The sequence below is a fragment of the Paracoccus sp. SCSIO 75233 genome, from assembly GCF_027912675.1.
Classification (GTDB): domain Bacteria; phylum Pseudomonadota; class Alphaproteobacteria; order Rhodobacterales; family Rhodobacteraceae; genus Paracoccus.
On record NZ_CP115760.1, the window covers coordinates 14,823 to 34,978 of the forward strand.

A 20,156-nucleotide genomic window follows, 5' to 3' on the forward strand; every position below is an offset into this window, starting at 1 on the left:
TCAGGCCTGAGGATGCCCGAAAGAGGGTGTCCGGGCCTGATCCTGTTCCTCATTGGGGTCTGATGCCGGAAAGTGGAGGATCCTACGTTCTCATGAGCTTTGCATTTAACGCTCCTCGGCATCAGATCCCTAAAGAGTGAAAGTGTTCTTCGGGTTTTGTGACTGACGGATGAGGGCCTTTGGGGTCCCTCAGATGGGTCCGGGCCGGATTCCGGTCTGCTGTTCCTGATGAAGGGCATTCCCATGCAAACAGGTGTCTTGCGCGTGTTGCGCGCGACCGCTGCCTCGTGGTGGCGACACAAGGAACTACGCCGATCCGGCCAGACGGGGCAGGCACAGCGGCTCGAGCGCGAGACCGTCCTGCGTGATCTCGGCTATCTGAAGCAGGCGGCGATATTGCCAAACGCGCATGTGATCTGCGGAGAGGGTGGGACTTTCCTCCATCTCGGTTGGACCACCGTGTCGACCTTCGCGCCGATCGAGCGCTTTCCCTTGGCCGCTCTTGCGGTCGCACGTGGCACGCCGTTCATCGATATCCGACCCGTCACCGATGTCATCACCTTCGCGAACCTGCCGCGGGTGGCGCGGGACGGATCGGTCGACCCTGACTCTTCGGGTCCCGGTAAGTCCGTGTCGCTGACCACCTACATCGACATGGCCGAACAGCTCGGCGCGAGCATCACCAACGATCCGCGGCTCTGTCGGTCAACCTAGTCACCACTCCCTCTCACCAAAACTCGAAAGGACGCCAGCCATGGCCCGATCCCGCACGCCCAAATTCGATGCCTCCGAGGTCATCACAAACGAAATCATCCGCATCATCGAGCGCGGCGTCCTGCCGTGGCGCGAGCCATGGACCGCAGGTGGCAGGTCTCGTCCCCTGCGCGTGGGCGGAGAACCCTACCAAGGGGTGAACAACTTCCTGCTGACCATGCGGACTGTGATGGCGGGCCACAGCTCTCCCTTCTGGATGACGTTGCCGCAAGCCAATGCGTTGGATGCAAAGGTCCGTAAGGGCGAGAAGTCCTCTGTCGTTGTTTACTACGGTCAAAGCCGGAAAGACGCCGGCGATGAGCATGATCATAGCGACGGGGATGATCACTCCGAGGAAGCCCGTATCTTCCGCTTCCAGAAATCCTATCGCGTGTTCAATGCCTGCCAGATCGATGGCCTGCCCGACAGTTTCTACCCTGACCCGGAGCCCGTACCCGAGCATCCGCCGTCCGAGCCCATCCCGCACATGCAGGCGTTTTTCGATGCCATCGACATCACAACCGTCTTCACGGGCACGGAGGCGTACTATTTGCCCCCCGTGGACAAGGTTTACATGCCATCCATCACGCGGTTCCAGGACCCGCGCAATTTCTACGGGGTCTGGGCCCATGAGCTGGCCCATGCCACGAAAGCTCCCCATCGACTGAACCGCGATTTCGGGTTCTCGAAGTTTGGCAACACGTCCTATGCGCGCGAGGAGATCGTCGCGGAATTGACCTCGGTGTTCCTGGGTCAGACGCTCGGCTTCACGGCGCATACGCTCGAGATGAATGCCGCCTATCTCCACAACTGGTTGCGCGTCCTGCGCTCGGACAAGGGTGCGATCTTCAAGCACGCCGCGGACGCGCAGCGCGCTTGCGACTACTTGATCGCCAGATCGGAGGCGGGCAGGGCAGGGCGCAGCGCCAAGGCGGCCTGACCACACGGAGAACGGAGAGTCCCATGTCACGCAAGGAACCCAAGACGCTGCGGGTGGTCTGCTTCGAAGACGGCCGCCGCAAGATCATCACCTTCAAACGCGGTGCCTATTGGTGGAGCACGTCCGAGGGCGCGTATCCTCTCTCGGCAGCGCTCGGAACCATCAAGGAACAGGGTGGCTGGGTCGAAACCATCCCTAACCCGAATTACAGACCCAAGGGGCTGTTCGGGTAGGGCACCTTCTGCTTCGGCCCTTCCGCCAAGCAGAAAAGAAAAAGCAGGCTTTGGGAAGGGTGTTTCAACTTCTCAAAGGAGAGCCCTATGACCATCACTGCACAGCCCCAGACAGAATGCCCGGATCCGAGTGTGATCGCCGCGCAGAACGACGCGTTCCGCAAGCTCGCGTGCCTTGGAGTGCCGCCCGCGCAGCCCATCCAAGGCCGGATGCATGTCACCCGCTCGCTCATGGAGGCCGGTGACGGCTTTATGGCCGAGGCGGTGAAAGCCACCGGTGAGTTTACCACCTTTGAGCAGGACAATGATCCCGAGGGATGGCATGATTTCGGGGCGGTCGAGATCCGGGGCGAGACCGTGTTCTGGAAAATCGATCTCTATGAAGCGGATTCGGATTTCCGCTACGGGGCCGAGACCCCGGGCAATCCCGTGACCACAATGCGCGTACTGACCGTCATGCTGGCGCGCGACTGGTAGAAGGGCAGGGGACGCCTCCCCGTGACATCTCAGACGACTAAGGCCCGCTGCCCCCAAAAAAGGCAAAGCGGGCCTTTTTTCGTGGTGATCCCCGAAGCCGGGGATTGGTCCCGCGCGTAGAGGCGCGGGCCACACCTAACCCATCTGGAAGGATATCCCATGACCACAAGTTTTGCCCCCCTCACCGTCGCTATCGGCGATCTCGTCCCGCATGCCGCCAATGTGCGCAGCAACGCGCCGGAAACCTATGACCCCGAGAACATCGCGCATCTGAAGGCCAGCATCGCTGTGCTGGGCCTCCTGCAGCCGCTCCTCGTCCAGAAGTTCGACGGCAAATACGCCGTGCTGGCCGGTGGCCGGCGCCATGCAGCCCTGAAGGAGCTGATCGCCGAAAATGCCAGCAAGGGGTTCACTGCGAAAACCAAGGTCGACTGTCGGCTTGTCCCTGACGACTGCGACGTCACCACTGCCCTGTCGCTCGCCGAGAACATCACCCAGGCGCCGATGAACGCCATCGACGAGTTCGAGGCTTTCGCCCGGATGATGGAAGTCGACGGCCAGACGCCCGAGACGATCGCCAAGACCTTCGGCACCACGGTGGCGGCCGTGAAAGGCCGGTTGCGCTACGGTCTGATCCACCCCGAGATCCGCGCTGCGGCCCGGGCTAAGACCATCACGCTCGACACGATGAAGGCCTTTGCGGAGCATCCGAGCCAGGAGGTGCAGCGCGAGGTCTTCGAGGCGCTCACCAAGGAAGATAGCTACCTGCAGGCCTATACAGTCCGCCAGGCGCTCAAGTCCCGCGGCGTCCAGGTCAGCGACGATATCGGGGCCTTCGTGCGCGAGGACTATGAGGCCCGCGGCGGCGCCGTTGCGGCTGACCTTCTGGAAGAGCATTCTGTGCTCGAGGATGCGGCGCTGGTCGAGACCATCCTGCTTGAGAAGCTCGGTGCCGCCGCCGAAGAGGCCCGTATAAAGCTGGGCTTTGCCTGGGCCGATGCGATGGTGCGGTATGACTACGCGACCATGGCCGACTACGGCCGCGTCTATCCCGGCCCGATCGAGCCTGATGAGGCTGCGCAAAGGTGCGTGGATGAAATCACCGCCGAGCTTGAGAAATTGCAGCTCGAGATGGAGGATGAGGGGCTCGAGGACGGTGCCTACAATGCCCTTTACGAGCGCGTGGACGCCTTGGAAGAGGAAGCCCGCGACCTGCAGGAGGCCTACAGCGCCGAGGACCTCGCGCGGTCTGGGGTGATCGCGTCCTGGTCGGCCGGTAAGGTCACACTCCATGTGGGTCTCGTCCGCCCGGAGGACACCGTGAAAGACGAGGGCGCGCGCGGCTCCTCAGCTAACCCGACCGGGCAGGAGGCCCCGGACGACGGTGAAATCAGCTACCCGGCCTCGCTGGCCGAGGACCTCAAGACCGAGCGGGCCATGGCCCTCGGCGCCGCGATGGCGCTGCATCCGGAGGCCACGCTCGATCTCACGCTCTTCAAGCTGGTCAGTGATGTTCTGGCCAGCGGAATGAGTGTCACGCAGGCAATCAAGATCGATGCCCGCAAGGAATACCGCAGCCATGCCAAGATGGACGAGATCGACGAGACCTCGCTCGAGCAGGTGGCGGCGGCGCATGATGCGCTTGATCTGTCCTGGCTCGATGACGCCCGCGCGCCCGCCGATCAGTTCGCGGCGTTTCGCGCGCTGGAGGCAGGTGAAAAGGCCAAGCTCGTCGCCTATGCCACCGCCAGCACCACGCAATCCTGCTTCGCGCGGGACCGCCAGCGCGACAGCCTGATGCATGCATTTGAGATCGAGATCATGCCCGACATTCGCGCCCACTGGACACCGAATGCGGCCCTCTTCAACCGCTTCAAGAAGGCCTGGCTCCTGAAGATCCTCGGCGAGGATCTGGGTCTCGCCCAGGAGGCTGTGACGCTGGCCTCGTCGAGCAAAAAAGAGATCGTCGCCTTCTGCGACAAGCTCTTTTCAGAGCCCTTCGCCACACTCACGGACGCGCAGCGCGCTGCCGTGGCTGCCTGGTGCCCGCCGATGATGCAGACCGCCGGTATCGCCTTTGATGAGGCGGAGCCCACTGCGGAAGCCCCGGAGCCTGACAGCGAGGTCGCGCAAGCGGCCTGAGCCATCAAGTGACCCGCGCGTGGACCATGCCACCCGCGCGGGTCGACCCTCCCACACCCAACGGAAAGACATCCCCATGGCTATTCTCAAGTTCTCTGCCTCCGCAGTTGCGGCGCAAATCGCGCATGCGCGCGCCTGCAAAACCTTCCTGCCGAACTGGAACGGGCCCGTGGACAGGCCGGCCCTGATCCTCATCGTCGGCAATGGTGTGCATCTGCGCTCAAACGGGATCGACGGCAAGACCACCCGCATCGTCACCACCGAACAGGCCGATCCGTCCTTCGCCTTCGCCGACGGCATGAACCCGTTTCGGGATACCGACTGGATGGCGCAGCGCCGCATGGCGTTTCGTGATCTGACCGGCCAGTTTTACACCGACATCCTGGATGACGTGCAGGTTCTCATCGACCGGGGGCGGGGTGCGATCCGGCTCGCCACCGATGGCCACAGCATCCGCGTCTTCGTGCGCCGGGCCTCGGACTATCTCATCGGCGGAACCTACGAGGTGCCCTCGGGCCTCGGCGGCACCTTCCGGGTCATTCTCAAGGATGCCTGCGACACCTTCGCGATCGTGCAGAACTGCGGCAATTGCGAGGATTTCGACGCCATGCAGCCCTACCGCGTGCCGCTCGATGCGCTGATGGAAATCGATGACCGGAGGGCGGCGTGATGGGTTGGCTCTTCTACACCGACGGCCGCGTCCAGACCTACGCAGATGAGAAAGCGGAGATTGCTCGGCTGTGCACCTTCGAGGGCGAAAGGCGCAAGACGGAACTGGTCAAAGCCTGCAAGGTGGGTTCGACTTGGTACGCGGCGGCAAAGGTCACAAATATCGACGGCACCCCTGTCGAAGACACGACCTATGTCACCGATGCGGATGGCTCCATCACTTTCGCCGCCGTATTCCTTACCCGATATGATGACGGCTGCTGGGGCTACAAGGACATGGAGGAAAGCGCTGGCCCGAACGAGTCGCGTGCTCCCCTTGGGCTGATCGAGCTCCTCTCCGATCTGAAAGACCCAGACAGCTATGCTCATGCCTGGCGCCAGCGCTGCCAGGACTGGGCTGCGATCCCGGACTACGAGGAAGGCGACAAGATCAAGCTCGCAGCACCTGTGACGCTCACTGATGGCAGTACCTGCCAGATTGTCACCGCGACCCACTACAGGCGCGGGCGGCAAAAGCGCCGCTGCTACCGCATCGAGGAAACTGGTGGGCTCGTACGCCTGTCGAAGGCCTCGCTTGCGGGCTCGGAGTTGCTCAGCTCCGCGAAAGGTGCGGCTAGCCCGGTGCTGGCGGAGTTCCTGGCGGGGCGAAATTAGGTCCTGCGCCGGACGGTTCATCGACCTGCCCGGCGACAGCAGATGCTGCGGCTTGTCTTGACAAGGCAATGCAAATGCATTACCTATCGCGGGCAGCAAAGAACCTTTTCTTCAGGAGACTGCCATGACAGCCCTCGCACAAGATGTCTCGAAACTCACGGATCGGTATCAGACGACCGTGCCGGCGGGTGTGCGCAAGCAGCTCAAGCTGGGCAAGGGCGACCAGATTCGCTACTGCACCGAGCCGAGTGGCAGGGTCTATATCGAGCCCGTCCGCAGCGACGAGGAAGATCCCGTGCTCGGAGCCTTTCTCGATTTTGTCGAGGCCGATATCAAGGCGCATCCGGACCGCATTCGGGCATTCGATGGGGCTTTGCATGACCGTCTTGCAGCACTGGTCGGAGACGTTGACGTCGATCTCGATGCGCCGCTATCGCTCGAGGATGAATGAGCGGCGATAGCGTGCCCGCCCAAGCGCCCCTTGTCGTAAACGGATGGTCGATATATGCGCATCCGCTCTTTCTGGACCAGCTCGAAGGGCTGACCCTGGAGGTCGAGGCGCGTAAGGCGCGCGATCCCAAGACCTGGCGCAAGAAAAATTCCACGAAACGGCTGGCCGCCATCTTCAAGCTGGTGACCGAGGCCATACCGGCAGATCCGGGTGCCGCAGCCTTCCGGCAAGGCGGCACACTCGGCGACCACCGCAAGCACTGGTTCCGGGCGAAATTCTTCCAGCAGTATCGGTTGTTTTACCGCTTCAACAGCGATGCGAAGGTCATCGTGGTGGCATGGGTGAATGACGACAAGACCCTGCGCGCCTACGGCAGCAAGACGGATGCATATGCGACGTTCAAAGGGATGTTGGAAGATGGCAATCCACCTGACAATTTCGACGCGCTCTTGAAAGAAGCTGCAGCGGCGGACAAGCGGTTCGAGAAATCCCTTGAAGCGGTGCCCGATCGGTAAGTGGGCCAGCTTGCTGTGACCCTTTGGCATTATCGTTTACGACGCCACGCTGGAAGATGTAGCATCGGCTGATAATACGGTCGGAGAAAGCACAATGAATGAGACGGAAAAGGATAGGCAGCACCTCGGGCTAGAGGAGCAATGCGCGCCTGACCTCACGGGGCACCGTTTCCCAATTGCTGTGCGCGTTGCAGACATGCCCGATGACCTCGGCAAGCTGCTGGATATCGGGCTCGAGGAGCATTTCCGTGGCCGCTGAAGCGAATTCGTATGACACGTGGTTTCGCATGAAGGTAAAGGCCGCGCTTGAGGATGCACGCGCCGAAACTTCACAGGTTCAGGTAATGCAGGCCGCACAGGCATTGATTGATGCGAAGCGGCAGGTCGAACCCAAGTCCTGACCAAGCCTTGGAGGTCAGCGCGGTCTGATCCCGTCACCCTGAAAAGCAAAAGTGGGCTTTTTGTCCTTTGGAACTCAGACCCTGATCCAAAGGAAAATCCCCATGACCAAGCCCAAACCGGCAAACCCGGCTCTCTCGATCTCCCACCCTGATCTCGCCTCTGCCCTCGCGCAGATCGGCGCGGAGGTCGACAACCAGCCCCTGCGCAGTTCAGCGATCGCGCGTATCATGCGCGAGACGTTCCATGGCAACGATGCCGGCGGTGCCTGGGACTGGCGCATGGCATATGACCTGACGCAGGCCGCGGCTGTGCAGGTGCTGCTGCGTGGGGAAGGTGCTTCAGGTGACGTCGCCGCTGCAAGGCTGCTTGCCTCGCGGCTCCTGACGGAAACCCGCCGCTCCGAGCAGCAGATCCGGCTGCAGCAGTTTTCCACGCCGCTGCCATTTGCGGCGCTGGTCTTGCGGGCCGCGGCGATCCGCAAGGGCGAGACCGTTCTGGAGCCCTCGGCGGGCACCGGTGCACTGGCCGCTTTCGCCGCCCGGGCTGGTGCCACGCTTTTGCTCAACGAGATCGACCCCTTTCGCCAGCGCCTCCTGCGCGCGGTTTTCGGCGGCGAGGTGACGGGCCATGACGGCGAGCATATCGACGATCTGCTGCAGTCGCCGGTTCTACCCGACGTCGTGGTGATGAACCCGCCCTTCGCCTCCTCGGTCGATCGGTCCCGGGACAAACACATCGCCGCCAAACATCTCATCGCGGCTGCAAAGCGTCTGGCACCCGGCGGGCGGCTGGTGGCGATCATGCCGCCGGGATTCACGCCCGAACGCGATGCCGCGCATTGGTCACGCGCCTGCGGTCTACTGACGCCGCGCTTGGCGTTGACGATGCCGGGGCAGGTCTACCGCAAACTCGGCACCTCTGTCGAAACCCAGCTTATGGTCTTCGACAAGGTGCAGGAGGACGGCGAGATGATCCGCGTCCCTGTGCGGGATCTGGATGAAGCCTTGGCATATGTCGATGCCGTGGCCGCAACCCGGCCCGAGATGCGCCCCGCCCAACGGGCTGAAGCGACCCCTCATGCTCGGCCGACCGTTCCAGCATCTGCCCCGCGCAAGACCGCTGCTTCGCCTGTTGCCGCCTCCAAACGCCGGGCCAATGCCGTCCGTCCGCTCAGCTTTACAAGCTTTGAGACCCCTCGCGACAACACGCCCATCTCGGACATTTATGCGCGCTACCGTCCGCAGCGGATCGAGATCGCGGGTGCGCAAGAACATCCCACGCCGCTCGTCGAGAGCATCGCCATGGCCTCGGTTGCCCCGCCCATGCCCTCAAACACGGGCAGTGATGACTTGGGCCTGCCCGCCCGGTTGATCGAGGAGGGACATCTCTCCGAGGCGCAGCTGGAAACCATCATCATGGCGCATGATGCCCATGGGCGCGACCTGCCCGGTCGGTTTACCATCGATGACGACCAGACCAAGCTGACGCGCGCCGATGATGACCCGGATGCACGTGCCTATCGCCTTGGCTATTTCCTCGGCGACGGCACCGGTTGCGGCAAGGGGCGCGAATGCGCGGGCCTCATCCTTGTCAACTGGCTGGCCGGGCGCAGAAAAGCGATCTGGGTCTCCAAATCCGCCACGCTTATCGAGGACGCCATCCGCGACTGGACCGATCTTGGCGGCTCGCCCGCCGACATCCAGCCGCTCTCCAAGTGGAAACCGGACCAGCCCGTCCCGATGGGCGACGGTATCCTCTTCGTCACCTACGCCACGCTGCGGTCCGCGGGCAAATGCGGTACCACGCGACTGAGCCAGGTTCTCGACTGGATGGGTGAAGACTTCGAAGGCGTACTGGCCTTTGATGAAGCCCATGCCATGCAGAACGCGGCCGGGTCGGAGCAGGGCAGGGGGGTCAAACCCTCCCAGCAGGGCCTTGCTGGCCTGCGGCTGCAACTGGCAGCACCCCGCGCTCGCGTCTTCTACATCTCGGCCACGGGTGCCACGAGCGTGCACAACCTCGCCTATGCCGCGCGGCTGGGGCTCTGGGGGCAGGGCCCCGAATATCCCTTCCCGAGCCGCGAGAGCTTTGTGTCGGCGATGGAAGCCGGCGGCGTTGCCGCCATGGAGGTGGTTGCGCGCGATCTCAAGACGCTCGGACTTTACACAGCGCGTGCCCTCAGCTTCGACGGTGTTGAATACGATGTGCTGGAACACGCGCTGACCCCGGCCCAGATCGAGGTCTATGACGCCTACGCTGGAGCGTTTCGGACGTTATGCGCAGCTGCGCATAAGGTCCGTAATCGCGAGGACGCGATAATGCGAAGGTGTCCGGGATTCATTTTTGTTTTCCTTGGCTTCTGGATATCAGCGCGGGCTTTGCTGCGCATTATTTTGATTGCAAACCTCGGCGGCTTTCCAACCGTCTGAGGAGACATTCATGTTGAAATTGCACGACGAGCTGATCGAAGAGCTTGCGAAATCGCTCATGGAGCAGAACTACAATCCGGTGGTCGTGACCAACCATCGGCTCTACGCCCGCCGGTTCCTGGACTACCTGGCTGAGCGTGGCATGCCGGTGACGATGGTGACGCCAGCGCAGGTCGATCAGTATTTCCGCCACGCAGTCCTTTGCTTTCAGGATCGCTACGGTCGTCCGCCCAGCTCACGCTGGCACAGGCTGCCGCAAACAGCGATCGGCAGGTTGCTCCGCCTCGCCCAAGGCACGTGGCCGCCTGAAACAGAAATCGAATCGGGTGCGATGCTCCGGCACGCCATTTGCCATGATTACGGGAACTGGATGCGTGACGAACGCGGTCTGTCAGATGCGACGATCGACGCGCGCTCACGGGAGGCGCGGCGCTTTCTGGATTGGTACTTCTGCCGCAGCGGCGCCGACGATCTCTCGGCAATGGCCGTGCGCGATATCGATCACTACATGGACATGCGCGCCATCGGTCTGCGCCGGATATCGCTCTCGGGTTCTGCCGCATGGCTCCGTTCGCTGCTACGCTATCTCCATCAGTCGGGGCGGGTTCCGACCGATCTGAGCCCACAGGTCATCGGCCCCATGCTCTATGCCTACGAGGATGTTCCCTCGATCCTGAGCCGCAGCCAGATCGATCTGGTTCTGGAGGCCACCGGCAGAGACAGGTCGCCGAGGGGCCTGCGCGACCATGCCATTTTGCTGATGCTTGCCACCTACGGGTTGCGGCAAGGCGAGATCTGCAATCTCCGGCTCGACGACATCGACTGGCGCGCGGATTCGCTGCGGATCCGGCACACCAAAACCAATGCCTGTTCCACCATGCCGCTTCTGACGCCGGTCGGCGATGCGCTGCTTGACTATCTGCGTGCCGGGCGCCCGCAGGTCGAATGCCGGGAAATCTTCATCCGCTCTCTTGCACCCTATACCCGGATGACGAACTTGCACGGCATGGTCAAAAGACGTCTGGCGGCAGCGGGCGTCACCCCGGTGGGAAAACGTGGACCGCATATCTTCCGCCACGCGCGTGCGGTTGAACTGCTGCGGGCGTCGGTTCCGCAAAAGATCATCGGCGACGTGCTCGGGCACCGATCAACCGAGTCCACCAACACCTATCTCAAACTTGCCACCGAAGATTTGCGGGCGGTAGCGCTCGACGTGCCCGGATCGGAGGTGCTGTCATGAGCGCCTGGCACGATCCCGATCGCACCATCATCGACGCCTTTCTGGAGAAGTCGCAGTTCCGGCCGGGAAGCAGACCCACGTATCGCTGGTTCCTTCGCAGCTTCGAAGATGTTGCGCTCCGGCACCCTGCAGTGGATCGCCAGATGATCGAAGACTGGTTGGGCGAAATGGCACCGCGCTGGAAATTGTCGACGCTATTGAACCAGGTCTGCATCGTTGACCGTTTCCTCGACTATCTGGTCCAGAACGAGTTGATCGCCAGCAATCCCGTTGCCGAGCTTCGCAGGCAGCACAACATCAAGCAGAACAAGCCGATCTGGCGTGCCCTTGCATCGTCCAATCCCGACGAGGCCCTCGCGGGACTGTATCGGCCTGCGCCCTACGGCAGCGTTCTGGGCGACTTCATGCGTGACCATGTCGCGCTGATGCGAAACCGGGGCTACCAGTACGAAACGCAAGCTCATTGGTTGCTGCGGTTCGACCGGTTCCTGCAGGCTCATCCGGAACTGGCCGGAGAGCCGCTTGAGACGATGTTGACGCATTGGGCGGCAGCAAAGCCGACCCGCAATCACGCGGCAGAATGCCAGAAGCTGGGGCGCATCCTGACCAAGGCGCGGCAACGGCTCGATCCGAACATCCCGCCGAAACGCTTCAACCCGCGACCGGAGCGGGAGGTGGCGCGGGAGCACCGGCGTCCGCATATCTTCAGCCCGGCTGACATCCGGCTCATGCTCGAAGTTGCCCGATGCTATCCGTCGCCGCATGCCCCGCTGCGGCCGCTAACCCTCTACACGATGATCTTGCTGGCCTATTGCGCCGGGCTGCGACGTAGTGAGATTGCGTGGCTCGATCTGGGCGACGCCGACCTTCGATCCGGCACGATCACGATCCGGGAAACGAAGTTCTACAAGACCAGGATCTTGCCGTTATCGGGCAGCGTCATGGTTGAACTGCGCGCCTATCTCGATGCGCGGCGGCGCGCTGGTGCCCCACAGGACCCGCAGTCGGGGCTGTTCTGGCAGGATCACTTCAAGGATCGTTACGCCCCGGTGGTGGTCACAACGATGATCACCAACGTCATGCGCCGCGGCGGGTTCAAACCGCTTTCCGGACGGACAGGGCCGCGTGTGCATGACCTGCGGCACTCGATGGTCGTAAACCGGATCCTCCAATGGTACCAAGCCGGCATCAACCCGCAGGACCGGCTGCACTTCCTCTCGACCTATCTGGGTCACCGGGACATCAACTCGACGCTGGTCTACATCACCGTCACGCAGGATCTGCTGCAGGAAGCCAGCGAGCGGTTCCGCGTCGTCGGTGCCCCCTGCCTCAACGGGGAGGCGCTGTGATGAAAGCCGCAAATCCCTTCCCCGAACTATTGCGGGCCTTCTTCCAGGAATGGCTGGCGGAACAGCGCAGCGCCTCGATCCACACCATCAAGTCCTATCGGGACACCTGGCGGCTGTTGCTTCGGTTCGTCGCGGAGCGAAACGACCGTGGTGTCGCAAGGATCACCCTGGCCGACGTCTCCGCCGGCGAGGTCCGCGCGTTCCTCAATCATGCTGAACATGGTCGCAAGGGCACGATCGGCACGCGCAACTGCCGGCTTGCCGCCATCCGCAGCTTCTTCAGCTTCGTGGCGGACAAGGATCCCGAATATGTCGCCCAATGTGCAGAGGTCCTCGCGATCCCGCTCAAGCGCAAACCCACCGCCGCACCCTGCTATCTTGAGCCAGCGGAGGTCGAGGCCATTCTCGCGCAACCCGACCGGTCGACCATCGAAGGGATGCGAGACCATGTGCTGCTGTCACTGCTCTATAATAGCGGTGCGCGTATCCAGGAGGCGCTCGATCTCTGTCCCAAGGCGATCCGGTTCGAAGCACCGTATTGCGTGCGTCTTTACGGAAAAGGTCGAAAAGAACGCATCTGCCCGCTTTGGCCGGAAACGGTGGCGTTGCTGAAAAAGCTGCTGGAGCGGCAGCCGCGCGCACCGGATGAGCGCATCTTCGTCAATCGTTACGGCGAACCCCTGGGGGCATCGGGCGTGCGGTACAAGCTGGCGAGTTACGTCGCAGCGGCGGCGAATGCGACACCCACGCTTCGCTCGAAGCATGTGACGCCGCACAGTTTCCGGCACGCGACGGCCGTCCACCTCGTCGCGGCGGGCGTCGACATCACCGTCATCCGAAGCTGGCTGGGGCATGTCAGCTTGGACACCACCAACCACTATGCCCAGGCCAACCTCGAAACCAAGCGAAAGGCGCTCGAACAGGTTGGCGTTCCAGCAGCAGGAAATCGACCCGCGCGATGGAAACGTGACGCGGACCTGCTCGACTGGCTCGACACCCTCTGACCCCGAACCACGGAGAAATAATGTGAAGGACGTAGCCCTGAACTCCCTGAATGATAGCGATGGTGCCGCATTCCTTCGCATTATCGCGTCCTCGCGATTACGCACCATCCACCATAATCTCGAGGCGGCTCTGACGGCGACCGGTGTCAGCAATGCCTCGGGCGAGACCAATGCCTCGGCCGCACGCGCCTCTGCCAAATCTCGCTTCGAGAGCACGAAACAGCGCTTCTTCAACCATCTCCTGATGGGCATGAAGGCTCCAAGTATCATCCACGCCATCAAGGAAGATTTGGCGGCAGGCAATGCTTGCGTCATCCAGGTTGTCTCGACAGGCGAGAGCCTGCTGAAGCGTCGGCTTGAGGCGATGGACCCGGAGGATGAACTCGTCGAAGGTGCCTTGACGCCGCGCGATTATGTTCTGGGATACCTCGAACAGGCCTTCCCGATCCACGCGCAAAAGCTCGTGGAGATTGACGGCAACATGGTCGCGGAACCCTTGCGGGATGAGGCCGGCGCGCTGGTCGTCTCGCGCGAAGCGCTCGCTTTACGTGACGCGGCCATGATGGAGTTGATGACGCTGGCGCCGATCCCCTCGGCGCTCGATCAGATCCTCTGGGCCTTTGGCGACGAGGCCGTCGCTGAAGTCACGGGTCGGTCCATCCGGCCCCTCAAGGCCGAGGATGGTCATCTCTTCATCGAGAAGCGTAGCGCCAGCAGCAATTCATCCGAGACTCAAGCCTTCATGGACGGCGAAAAGGATATCCTGATCTTCTCCGATGCAGGCGGCACTGGCCGTTCCTATCATGCGGCACAAACGGCGAAGAACCAGAAACGGCGGCGGCACTACCTGCTGGAGCCCGGCTGGCGCGCGGATGCAGCCATCCAGGGGCTCGGCCGCACGCATCGCTCGGCCCAGGTCAGCGCACCGTTCTTTCGGGTCTGCACCTCCGATGTGCATGGCGAGAAACGTTTCACCTCGACGATCGCCAAACGCCTCGACCAGCTGGGGGCCCTGACCAAGGGCCAGCGCGAGACCGGCTCGCAAGGCATGTTCCGCGAGGAGGACAATCTCGAAAGCCCGATCGCGCGAGCGGCGCTGCGTGGGTATTTCGCCGATCTTGCCGCCGGGCGCGCCGAGGCGATGAGCTACGAGAGCTTCACCGACTGGACGGCCCTGCGGCTGATCGACAAGGACGGGGTGCTGCTCGAAGAGCTTCCCCCGATCCAGCGGTTTCTCAACCGGGTGCTTGCCCTTCCCATCCACATGCAGAACGCGCTCTTTGCCGAGTTCATGCGCCGGATTGCCGATCAGTCTGAGCGGGCGCGCGCGGCGGGCACGCTCGATCTCGGCGTGGAAACCCTACGTGGCGAAAAGATCGAGCAGGTCTCCACCGAGGATCTCTGGACCTGCCCGAAATCCGGCGCCGTGACGCGGATTATCGGACTTGAGGTGACGGACCCAGTGTATGTCCTGGTCGCCGAAGAGGCCATATCGCGCAATCCCGACAAGCTGCCGATGGTGAATCGCGCCTCCGGTCGCGCGGCGCTCATCTCGGCGCGGCCCATGCAGATGTATGACGAGGACATTGTCACGCTGATGCGCAAGGCGGTGCGGCCAAACGGGTCGAGCTATCTCGAAGAGGCACGGTTTGAGTCCTCGGCTTGGGAAGAGATCGACAGGCCCGAATTTGCGCAGATTTGGGAGGCCGAGGCTGCGTCCCTGCCAAAAACCACCACGACCAAGCTCTACCTGCTGACCGGGCTGCTGCTGCCGATCTGGAAGGACATTCCGACCACCAATGAGCGGATCTACCGTGTCACGCCAGACGGGGCGACGGCCATGATCGGGCGGACGCTGAGTGAGGAAGGGGCGGCCTCGCTGCGCGCCCGCTTCCTCGTCTCCAATCCGCAAACGCCACAGGAGATGTTGACCGCCGCCCTCGGCACCACCGCACCTGTCGATCTGGGCCGGGGTCTGACCCTGACCCGTCGCCGGGTCGCAGGCGAGATGCGCCTTGAGTTGGGCGGTGCGGATCGGGGCATGATCGATGGCCTCAAGGCGCTCGGCTGCTTCACCGAGATCATCGCCTTCCAGTTGCGTGTGTTCCTGCCGCATGGGGACGGGATCGACACGGGAAGCATTCTGGCCCGGATCGTGGGCCAGCGAGCCGCTAGAGCGGCAGAACAAGCCGCCTGAAAAGTCAAAGCGAGCTTCCGGTCGGGCGGCGTGGATCGGGACTTGGCCGATCTGCGCTTTCCGGGCGCGCGCTGACCAATGTCAGGCCCGGCCCCCCCCAAATTCAGATAAGAGGACAGACCCATGACCAATCCCCAAATCGACTATGCCGCAATGGCGGCTCAGTGGCGTGCAGAGCGCGAAACCACCTTGAAGGCATCCAGAGTGGAGCTGCTCGCGCAACTACGTGCGCTTGGCATCAGCGAGGTCACTGCCCAATACGAAGGCTATGGCGACTCCGGCAATGTCGAGGACGTGACGGTGCAGCCTGCAGAGGTCCAACTGCCGGAGGCGCTTGCCACAGAGGTTGGCGACTTCGCCTGGTTGCTCGCCTATCACCATCACCCGGGGTTCGAGAACAACGAGGGTGGCTACGGCACGCTGACCTGGGACTTGCGCAACGACAGTATCACCTTGGATCACGCGGACGCTCAAGTCGAATATTCGCATAGCTATGACGAGGGGCTGTGAGATGGCGCATCCGCTTCACCATGCCGAAAGCTCGGCCCGGAAATTCGGCGGGGTGCCGTCTGACTATCAGGCTGTGCACGATTGGTTTGACGCCTCGAAAGAGCACCTCGCGCTCTTCACGCACCGAGCTATGCGCCATCATGCCCAAGGCCTGTTCGAGGCCGAACGTGTCTTCGGCTTGACCCTGACCAACAGTGCAGGTCGGGACATTCCCGTGCGCTGGATCGGCGAGCAGCATGTCCGCGAAGACTGTCAGGGCCGGATCCCGAGCATGGCGGACTGGCTGCGACGGATCCAGCCCGAGCCATGGATGGCCAATGGCCACATCGACCGGTATTCCGGCTCCGAGCCCTGCGGCGACCCAAGGTTCGCTTGGGCCTCCGAGGTCGCCGCCGGAAGAACGGTTCTTGGCCTGAAGGATTGGATGGCGGCGCGCGCGACGCAAGCCACGCAAGGTGCCTGACAGCTCTCGGCCGTTTGCCAAACAAATGCTGCATAGAAGCCCGGTCGGACGATCGGGCTTCTTGCGTCGTTTCCCCACCATTCTTCTTGAGGAGGACCCCATGACACTCGATGAAATCAAGGCCGCCGTCGATGCCGGCCAGACCGTGCACTGGGCCAATACCGGCTACGTTGTCCACAAGTACCGGCTCGGTCAGTACCTCATCACCTATGTGCCGAACGGCAGCACCATCGGCCTGACCGACCGGGAAGGGCACTGGTTGAACGGCAAAGAGGCGGAGTTCTTCATCGCGCGATCGGGGGACGGCGCGGAAAATCCGGGCAGCCAAACAAGACCAGACGGGCAGGGGAGGGGCGTAGCACCCGGAGGTGTGGGTGCATTCCCACTCGGACGGCAGATCTGACCCGTGGGTGGGGCTGAAAGGAAAGCAGGCTTTCTGATTTGTGATCCCTCAAGGGGTCGAGAAAGCAATCCCGGATGCGTTGGCAAGAACGTCAGGCACCGGCCAATCCAAAAGGAACCATCCCATGTTCGCAGGAACCCTCACCCGCAATGTCGAGACCGCAGCCGCCGAGTACACCGGCATGATCCACTCGACGCGCTTTGACATCGCCATCCAGTTGGAGGCGCGGGCCAAGATGTCCGAACGCAGCCCGGATTTTGACGTGACGGCAGTCAACAAAACAGGCCGCAAGGTGCGCATCGGCACGGCCTGGAACGAGACCGGCAATACCAGCGGCAACCCCTACATCTCGATGCAGATCGATGTCGGCTTGGGTCCGTTCCGGGTCAACGCGGTCCAGACGAAAGAAGCGCGCGCGGCCCAGAGTGGCGAATTCGAGATCATCCCGCTGGTCTCGAACGGCCTGATGAAATCCGGCTCGATCTCGGGCGAGCTCACCGCCATGGACGCTGACAACGCCTTCACGGGCTACATCGCCAACATGATGTTCGATCTGGAGTTCATGCTGATCGAGAACAGCTACAAATCCGAGGAGACCCACCCAGATTACCGGATCGAGGTCAGCTCGCCCCGGGGTAAACCAATCCGCGTCGGCTCGGCGTGGATGGCCAAAAGCAGCCGCACGGGCAATGACTACCTGTCGCTGCTGATCAACACGCCTGATGGCGACTTGCGCGTCAACGCCGTGCAGAACGAAGAACAGCGCGGCGGGCAGACCTTCTCGATCATCCCGTTCATCGACAGCGGTGAGCAGCCGCAGGACGCGGGCGCGGGGCTCTCCTTGGTCGCCTAATCGGCGCGCGAGGGGAGACGATCTGAATCGAAAGGGGAGCCGTGGGATCACGGTTCCCCTTTTTCCATGTCCGTTTGCGTAAAGGACGTCACCCGCTTGCGATCTGGTGTAAATGCGATACAATAATATATTAACGCAATATCGAGGGCGAGCGCGTGGCGGCTAGATCAGGGACGGTTCCATGGTTCGAGAGCTTTGATGTTGAGGCAGAGGTTGCAGAACTCCTTGCTCATATCGAGCGCTGCACTGGATTTTCGCTACCCGCCCGAAAGCGTGAAGTCATCATGACCCATGCAAGGGCGAAGCTCGACAGGACAAGGCAGGCATATCAGGAGGCCAAGCCGGTGGGAAAGTCGGTGTCCACCTCGCGGCGTGCGTATCTGACCGACCTGCAGGACACGATCTTCATGGCGATCCCGGAAGAGAACCTCGCGCTGATGCCGCTAAGCCAACAGGTCCTGAACGACCCTTCATTTTACGCGGACGCCATGCATAGCGCCGCCGCGATCAGCGAGGATGAGCTCTTCATGGCGTTGTCCTCATCGCTGAACGATATGACGGTCCAAGACGCTCGGGCGTTTGTCTCGAAGCTGTGGCACAGCACGATCGATGACAATGCCCGCAAATACGCCGAAGCCCTGAAGCGCCCCGAGCGTGAAATCATGCCGCTGCGGCCTGGGAACACCGTGTAAGATCGGGGCCATTCTCTTGGCTTGAGCCCTACCGAGGTTGGCCGCCGCGAACCCCCTTTCCCGGAGGTGGCACCCTGTGCAGCGCGCGAAAGCCGTTGAAGGCGCTGTGGGGACGACTACTGTCGCCAACATGATGAACCGGGATCACATGCGCGTCTTCTTCCGGCGCACCGCGGCGCTTGCCGCTTTTGTCGCGCTGCTCTGGGCGATCCAAGTCGTCAATTGGATCACCGGCTACGGCCTGAACCCGGCCTTCGGCCTGATCCCCAGGCACGGCAGCGGGTTGGATGGTGTCATCGCTATGCCCCTCCTGCATGGGAGCTTCTCGCACCTGATGGCCAATACGCCGCCTCTCCTGGTGATGGGTGGGCTGCTGGTTGCCACGACCACGCGAGCCTTGCTGCCGGTGAACGCAGTGGTGATCGGCCTCGGCGGCGGACTCGTCTGGCTGTTCGGAAGCTCCGCCATCCATATCGGTGCGTCAGGGTTGGTCTTCGGCTGGTTTGGCTTCCTCGTCGCGCGCGGCTTCGTGGATCGCTCCCCGATCACGCTGGGCGCGGCACTACTGGTCGGTGTCCTCTATAGCTCCATTCTCTGGGGCGTTCTTCCGGGCCAACCCGGCGTCTCGTGGGAGGCGCATCTCTTCGGCGCCATCGCGGGCGCTGTCGCTGCATCCCTTGTCCGGACGCATGTCCATGTGCCGCGCCTCGGCGGTGTCGATTTGGACTGAAGCAGTACACCCTACGTTGTCGGCCCAAGGACGAAGCCGCTCGCGCGGCAATGGCGCCCGTGACGGGCGCTCGGGGCTGATCGCCACCCTGTGCATTTGGGAATGCGGGCACCTGCCTGACGATTGAGGCCTCTCAATCGACAGACAGGAGGTTCCCATGACCGAGGAGAGGATTTCGCCGCTACGGGCGCGGATGATCGAAGACATGCGCATCCGGGGGATGGGCGAGAAGGCACAGAAGTCCCACATCAGGGCAATCAAGGATTTCGCCCAATTCCTTGGGCATTCACCTGATACCGCCACCCCGGAGGAGTTGCGCGCCTACCAGCTGCACATGACCGACACCGGGGTCACGGCCAGCACGTTCAACGTGAGGATCGTGGCGCTGCGGTTCTTCTTCGGCATGACCTGCGGGCGCGAGGACATGAAGCGCTACATGCAGTTCCGCACCCAGCCGCGGAAGTTGCCTGTGGTGTTCAGCGTCGAGGAGGTTTCGGACATCCTGATGGCGGCACCCGGGCCGGGCCTGAAGTATCGGGCCGCGCTCAGCATCTCCTATGGTGCGGGGCTGCGCGCCGCCGAGGTCTGCAATCTCAAGATCGGCGACATCGACAGCGACCGCATGCTGATCCATGTCGAGCAAGGTAAAGGACGGAAGGACCGCAAGGTCATGCTCTCTCCGGGCCTGCTGAACCTGCTTCGTGACTGCTGGCGCGAAGCGCGTCCCGAGGGCTGGCTGTTCCCGGGCAAGCCGAAGATCAATCCGATCTCGCCTCGGCAGCTGAACCGGGCTTTCACCTCGGCCAAGCACATGGCCGGGATCAGCAAGCCGGCGACACTGCACACGCTCAGGCACAGCTTTGCGACGCACCTGCTCGAGGCCAACACGGATGTGCGGGTGATCCAGGTCCTCCTCGGCCATGCCAAGCTCACCACGACGGCGCAATACACCCATGTCGCGACCAAGACGATCCGTGACACGGTCAGCCCCTACGAGATGCTGGCCAAGCTGCAGGATCAGACGGTGAAGCGAAGTCTGGAGTGACGGGG

The 20,156-nt window shown here is 62.5% G+C and carries 23 protein-coding genes; all 23 read left to right on the plus strand.

Annotated features, from left to right (window positions below):
- Positions 1 to 228 precede the first annotated feature (228 nt).
- The 23 genes from PAF12_RS17040 to PAF12_RS17150 all read left to right on the plus strand — a co-directional run bounded on the left by PAF12_RS17040 (position 229) and on the right by PAF12_RS17150 (position 20,151).
- Complete coding sequence (locus tag PAF12_RS17040; protein ID WP_271109823.1) at positions 229 to 714, plus strand: hypothetical protein; 486 nt, start codon at positions 229 to 231, stop codon at positions 712 to 714.
- A gap of 40 nt (positions 715 to 754) precedes the next feature.
- The gene (locus tag PAF12_RS17045) at positions 755 to 1,693 is read left to right on the plus strand and encodes an ArdC family protein (RefSeq protein ID WP_271109824.1); all 939 of its coding nucleotides are present in this window, start codon (positions 755 to 757) and stop codon (positions 1,691 to 1,693) included.
- Between the two features lie 23 nt (positions 1,694 to 1,716).
- Positions 1,717 to 1,926, plus strand: coding sequence for a DUF6330 family protein (locus PAF12_RS17050; RefSeq protein ID WP_271109825.1), 210 nt, complete (start codon positions 1,717 to 1,719; stop codon positions 1,924 to 1,926).
- An 87-nt stretch (positions 1,927 to 2,013) separates the two neighbouring features.
- A complete protein-coding gene (locus tag PAF12_RS17055; protein ID WP_028288612.1) occupies positions 2,014 to 2,403 on the plus strand; it encodes a DUF3768 domain-containing protein in 390 nt (129 codons plus the stop codon).
- 159 nt (positions 2,404 to 2,562) lie between these two features.
- A complete protein-coding gene (locus PAF12_RS17060) occupies positions 2,563 to 4,545 on the plus strand; it encodes a ParB/RepB/Spo0J family partition protein (RefSeq protein ID WP_271109826.1) in 1,983 nt (660 codons plus the stop codon).
- Positions 4,546 to 4,621: 76 nt separating this feature from the next.
- Positions 4,622 to 5,215 (plus strand): regulator, encoded by a 594-nt coding sequence (locus tag PAF12_RS17065; protein WP_271109827.1) that lies wholly within the window; start codon positions 4,622 to 4,624, stop codon positions 5,213 to 5,215.
- Positions 5,215 to 5,868, plus strand: coding sequence for a hypothetical protein (locus PAF12_RS17070; RefSeq protein ID WP_271109828.1), 654 nt, complete (start codon positions 5,215 to 5,217; stop codon positions 5,866 to 5,868). The genes PAF12_RS17065 and PAF12_RS17070 overlap by 1 nt, the downstream gene beginning before the upstream one ends.
- Positions 5,869 to 5,992: 124 nt before the next feature.
- Positions 5,993 to 6,319, plus strand: a complete 327-nt coding sequence (locus tag PAF12_RS17075) for a type II toxin-antitoxin system PrlF family antitoxin (protein WP_005668772.1) — start codon at positions 5,993 to 5,995, stop codon at positions 6,317 to 6,319.
- Positions 6,316 to 6,834, plus strand: a complete 519-nt coding sequence (locus PAF12_RS17080; protein ID WP_069301771.1) for a type II toxin-antitoxin system YhaV family toxin — start codon at positions 6,316 to 6,318, stop codon at positions 6,832 to 6,834. Before PAF12_RS17075 ends, PAF12_RS17080 begins: the two co-directional genes overlap by 4 nt.
- A gap of 94 nt (positions 6,835 to 6,928) precedes the next feature.
- Entirely contained in the window at positions 6,929 to 7,093 is a 165-nt protein-coding gene (locus PAF12_RS17085; RefSeq protein WP_009819683.1) for a hypothetical protein, read from the plus strand.
- A complete protein-coding gene (locus tag PAF12_RS17090) occupies positions 7,083 to 7,235 on the plus strand; it encodes a StaA (RefSeq protein WP_099911232.1) in 153 nt (50 codons plus the stop codon). The genes PAF12_RS17085 and PAF12_RS17090 overlap by 11 nt, the downstream gene beginning before the upstream one ends.
- Positions 7,236 to 7,337: 102 nt before the next feature.
- Positions 7,338 to 9,665: a strawberry notch-like NTP hydrolase domain-containing protein gene (locus PAF12_RS17095; RefSeq protein WP_271109829.1), complete on the plus strand. Its 2,328-nt coding sequence runs from the start codon at positions 7,338 to 7,340 to the stop codon at positions 9,663 to 9,665.
- A 10-nt stretch (positions 9,666 to 9,675) separates the two neighbouring features.
- The gene (locus PAF12_RS17100) at positions 9,676 to 10,905 is read left to right on the plus strand and encodes a site-specific integrase (RefSeq protein WP_088626526.1); all 1,230 of its coding nucleotides are present in this window, start codon (positions 9,676 to 9,678) and stop codon (positions 10,903 to 10,905) included.
- Positions 10,902 to 12,254: a tyrosine-type recombinase/integrase gene (locus PAF12_RS17105; RefSeq protein ID WP_100931402.1), complete on the plus strand. Its 1,353-nt coding sequence runs from the start codon at positions 10,902 to 10,904 to the stop codon at positions 12,252 to 12,254. Before PAF12_RS17100 ends, PAF12_RS17105 begins: the two co-directional genes overlap by 4 nt.
- The gene (locus PAF12_RS17110) at positions 12,254 to 13,258 is read left to right on the plus strand and encodes a tyrosine-type recombinase/integrase (protein WP_088626524.1); all 1,005 of its coding nucleotides are present in this window, start codon (positions 12,254 to 12,256) and stop codon (positions 13,256 to 13,258) included. The genes PAF12_RS17105 and PAF12_RS17110 overlap by 1 nt, the downstream gene beginning before the upstream one ends.
- A 22-nt stretch (positions 13,259 to 13,280) precedes the next feature.
- On the plus strand, positions 13,281 to 15,455 hold the full coding sequence (locus tag PAF12_RS17115; protein WP_271109830.1) for a strawberry notch C-terminal domain-containing protein: 2,175 nt from the start codon (positions 13,281 to 13,283) through the stop codon (positions 15,453 to 15,455).
- Between the two features lie 123 nt (positions 15,456 to 15,578).
- A complete protein-coding gene (locus tag PAF12_RS17120; protein WP_173508454.1) occupies positions 15,579 to 15,965 on the plus strand; it encodes a DUF6878 family protein in 387 nt (128 codons plus the stop codon).
- Between the two features lies 1 nt (position 15,966).
- Complete coding sequence (locus tag PAF12_RS17125) at positions 15,967 to 16,428, plus strand: hypothetical protein (protein WP_271109831.1); 462 nt, start codon at positions 15,967 to 15,969, stop codon at positions 16,426 to 16,428.
- Between the two features lie 100 nt (positions 16,429 to 16,528).
- Entirely contained in the window at positions 16,529 to 16,831 is a 303-nt protein-coding gene (locus PAF12_RS17130; protein WP_271109832.1) for a hypothetical protein, read from the plus strand.
- 124 nt (positions 16,832 to 16,955) lie between these two features.
- On the plus strand, positions 16,956 to 17,684 hold the full coding sequence (locus PAF12_RS17135; protein WP_271109833.1) for a DUF736 family protein: 729 nt from the start codon (positions 16,956 to 16,958) through the stop codon (positions 17,682 to 17,684).
- A gap of 284 nt (positions 17,685 to 17,968) precedes the next feature.
- Positions 17,969 to 18,376 (plus strand): hypothetical protein, encoded by a 408-nt coding sequence (locus PAF12_RS17140; protein WP_071675266.1) that lies wholly within the window; start codon positions 17,969 to 17,971, stop codon positions 18,374 to 18,376.
- A gap of 130 nt (positions 18,377 to 18,506) precedes the next feature.
- Positions 18,507 to 19,106, plus strand: a complete 600-nt coding sequence (locus PAF12_RS17145) for a rhomboid family intramembrane serine protease (RefSeq protein WP_271109852.1) — start codon at positions 18,507 to 18,509, stop codon at positions 19,104 to 19,106.
- Between the two features lie 157 nt (positions 19,107 to 19,263).
- Positions 19,264 to 20,151, plus strand: a complete 888-nt coding sequence (locus PAF12_RS17150; RefSeq protein WP_271109834.1) for a site-specific integrase — start codon at positions 19,264 to 19,266, stop codon at positions 20,149 to 20,151.
- The last annotated feature ends 5 nt before the right edge of the window (positions 20,152 to 20,156 follow it).

Bases quoted from the DNA above. Each gene is read 5' to 3' on its own strand.
- PAF12_RS17150 (WP_271109834.1), top strand. From the start codon at position 19,264: ATGACCGAGGAGAGGATTTCGCCGCTACGGGCGCGGATGATCGAAGAC.
- PAF12_RS17125 (WP_271109831.1), top strand. From the start codon at position 15,967: ATGGCGCATCCGCTTCACCATGCCGAAAGCTCGGCCCGGAAATTCGGC.
- PAF12_RS17070 (WP_271109828.1), top strand. From the start codon at position 5,215: ATGGGTTGGCTCTTCTACACCGACGGCCGCGTCCAGACCTACGCAGAT.
- PAF12_RS17080 (WP_069301771.1), top strand. From the start codon at position 6,316: ATGAGCGGCGATAGCGTGCCCGCCCAAGCGCCCCTTGTCGTAAACGGA.
- PAF12_RS17050 (WP_271109825.1), top strand. From the start codon at position 1,717: ATGTCACGCAAGGAACCCAAGACGCTGCGGGTGGTCTGCTTCGAAGAC.
- PAF12_RS17040 (WP_271109823.1), top strand. From the start codon at position 229: ATGAAGGGCATTCCCATGCAAACAGGTGTCTTGCGCGTGTTGCGCGCG.
- PAF12_RS17055 (WP_028288612.1), top strand. From the start codon at position 2,014: ATGACCATCACTGCACAGCCCCAGACAGAATGCCCGGATCCGAGTGTG.
- PAF12_RS17130 (WP_271109832.1), top strand. From the start codon at position 16,529: ATGACACTCGATGAAATCAAGGCCGCCGTCGATGCCGGCCAGACCGTG.
- PAF12_RS17045 (WP_271109824.1), top strand. From the start codon at position 755: ATGGCCCGATCCCGCACGCCCAAATTCGATGCCTCCGAGGTCATCACA.
- PAF12_RS17085 (WP_009819683.1), top strand. From the start codon at position 6,929: ATGAATGAGACGGAAAAGGATAGGCAGCACCTCGGGCTAGAGGAGCAA.
- PAF12_RS17105 (WP_100931402.1), top strand. From the start codon at position 10,902: ATGAGCGCCTGGCACGATCCCGATCGCACCATCATCGACGCCTTTCTG.
- PAF12_RS17095 (WP_271109829.1), top strand. From the start codon at position 7,338: ATGACCAAGCCCAAACCGGCAAACCCGGCTCTCTCGATCTCCCACCCT.
- PAF12_RS17110 (WP_088626524.1), top strand. From the start codon at position 12,254: ATGAAAGCCGCAAATCCCTTCCCCGAACTATTGCGGGCCTTCTTCCAG.
- PAF12_RS17065 (WP_271109827.1), top strand. From the start codon at position 4,622: ATGGCTATTCTCAAGTTCTCTGCCTCCGCAGTTGCGGCGCAAATCGCG.
- PAF12_RS17060 (WP_271109826.1), top strand. From the start codon at position 2,563: ATGACCACAAGTTTTGCCCCCCTCACCGTCGCTATCGGCGATCTCGTC.
- PAF12_RS17120 (WP_173508454.1), top strand. From the start codon at position 15,579: ATGACCAATCCCCAAATCGACTATGCCGCAATGGCGGCTCAGTGGCGT.
- PAF12_RS17100 (WP_088626526.1), top strand. From the start codon at position 9,676: ATGTTGAAATTGCACGACGAGCTGATCGAAGAGCTTGCGAAATCGCTC.
- PAF12_RS17075 (WP_005668772.1), top strand. From the start codon at position 5,993: ATGACAGCCCTCGCACAAGATGTCTCGAAACTCACGGATCGGTATCAG.
- PAF12_RS17145 (WP_271109852.1), top strand. From the start codon at position 18,507: ATGATGAACCGGGATCACATGCGCGTCTTCTTCCGGCGCACCGCGGCG.
- PAF12_RS17135 (WP_271109833.1), top strand. From the start codon at position 16,956: ATGTTCGCAGGAACCCTCACCCGCAATGTCGAGACCGCAGCCGCCGAG.
- PAF12_RS17140 (WP_071675266.1), top strand. From the start codon at position 17,969: ATGACCCATGCAAGGGCGAAGCTCGACAGGACAAGGCAGGCATATCAG.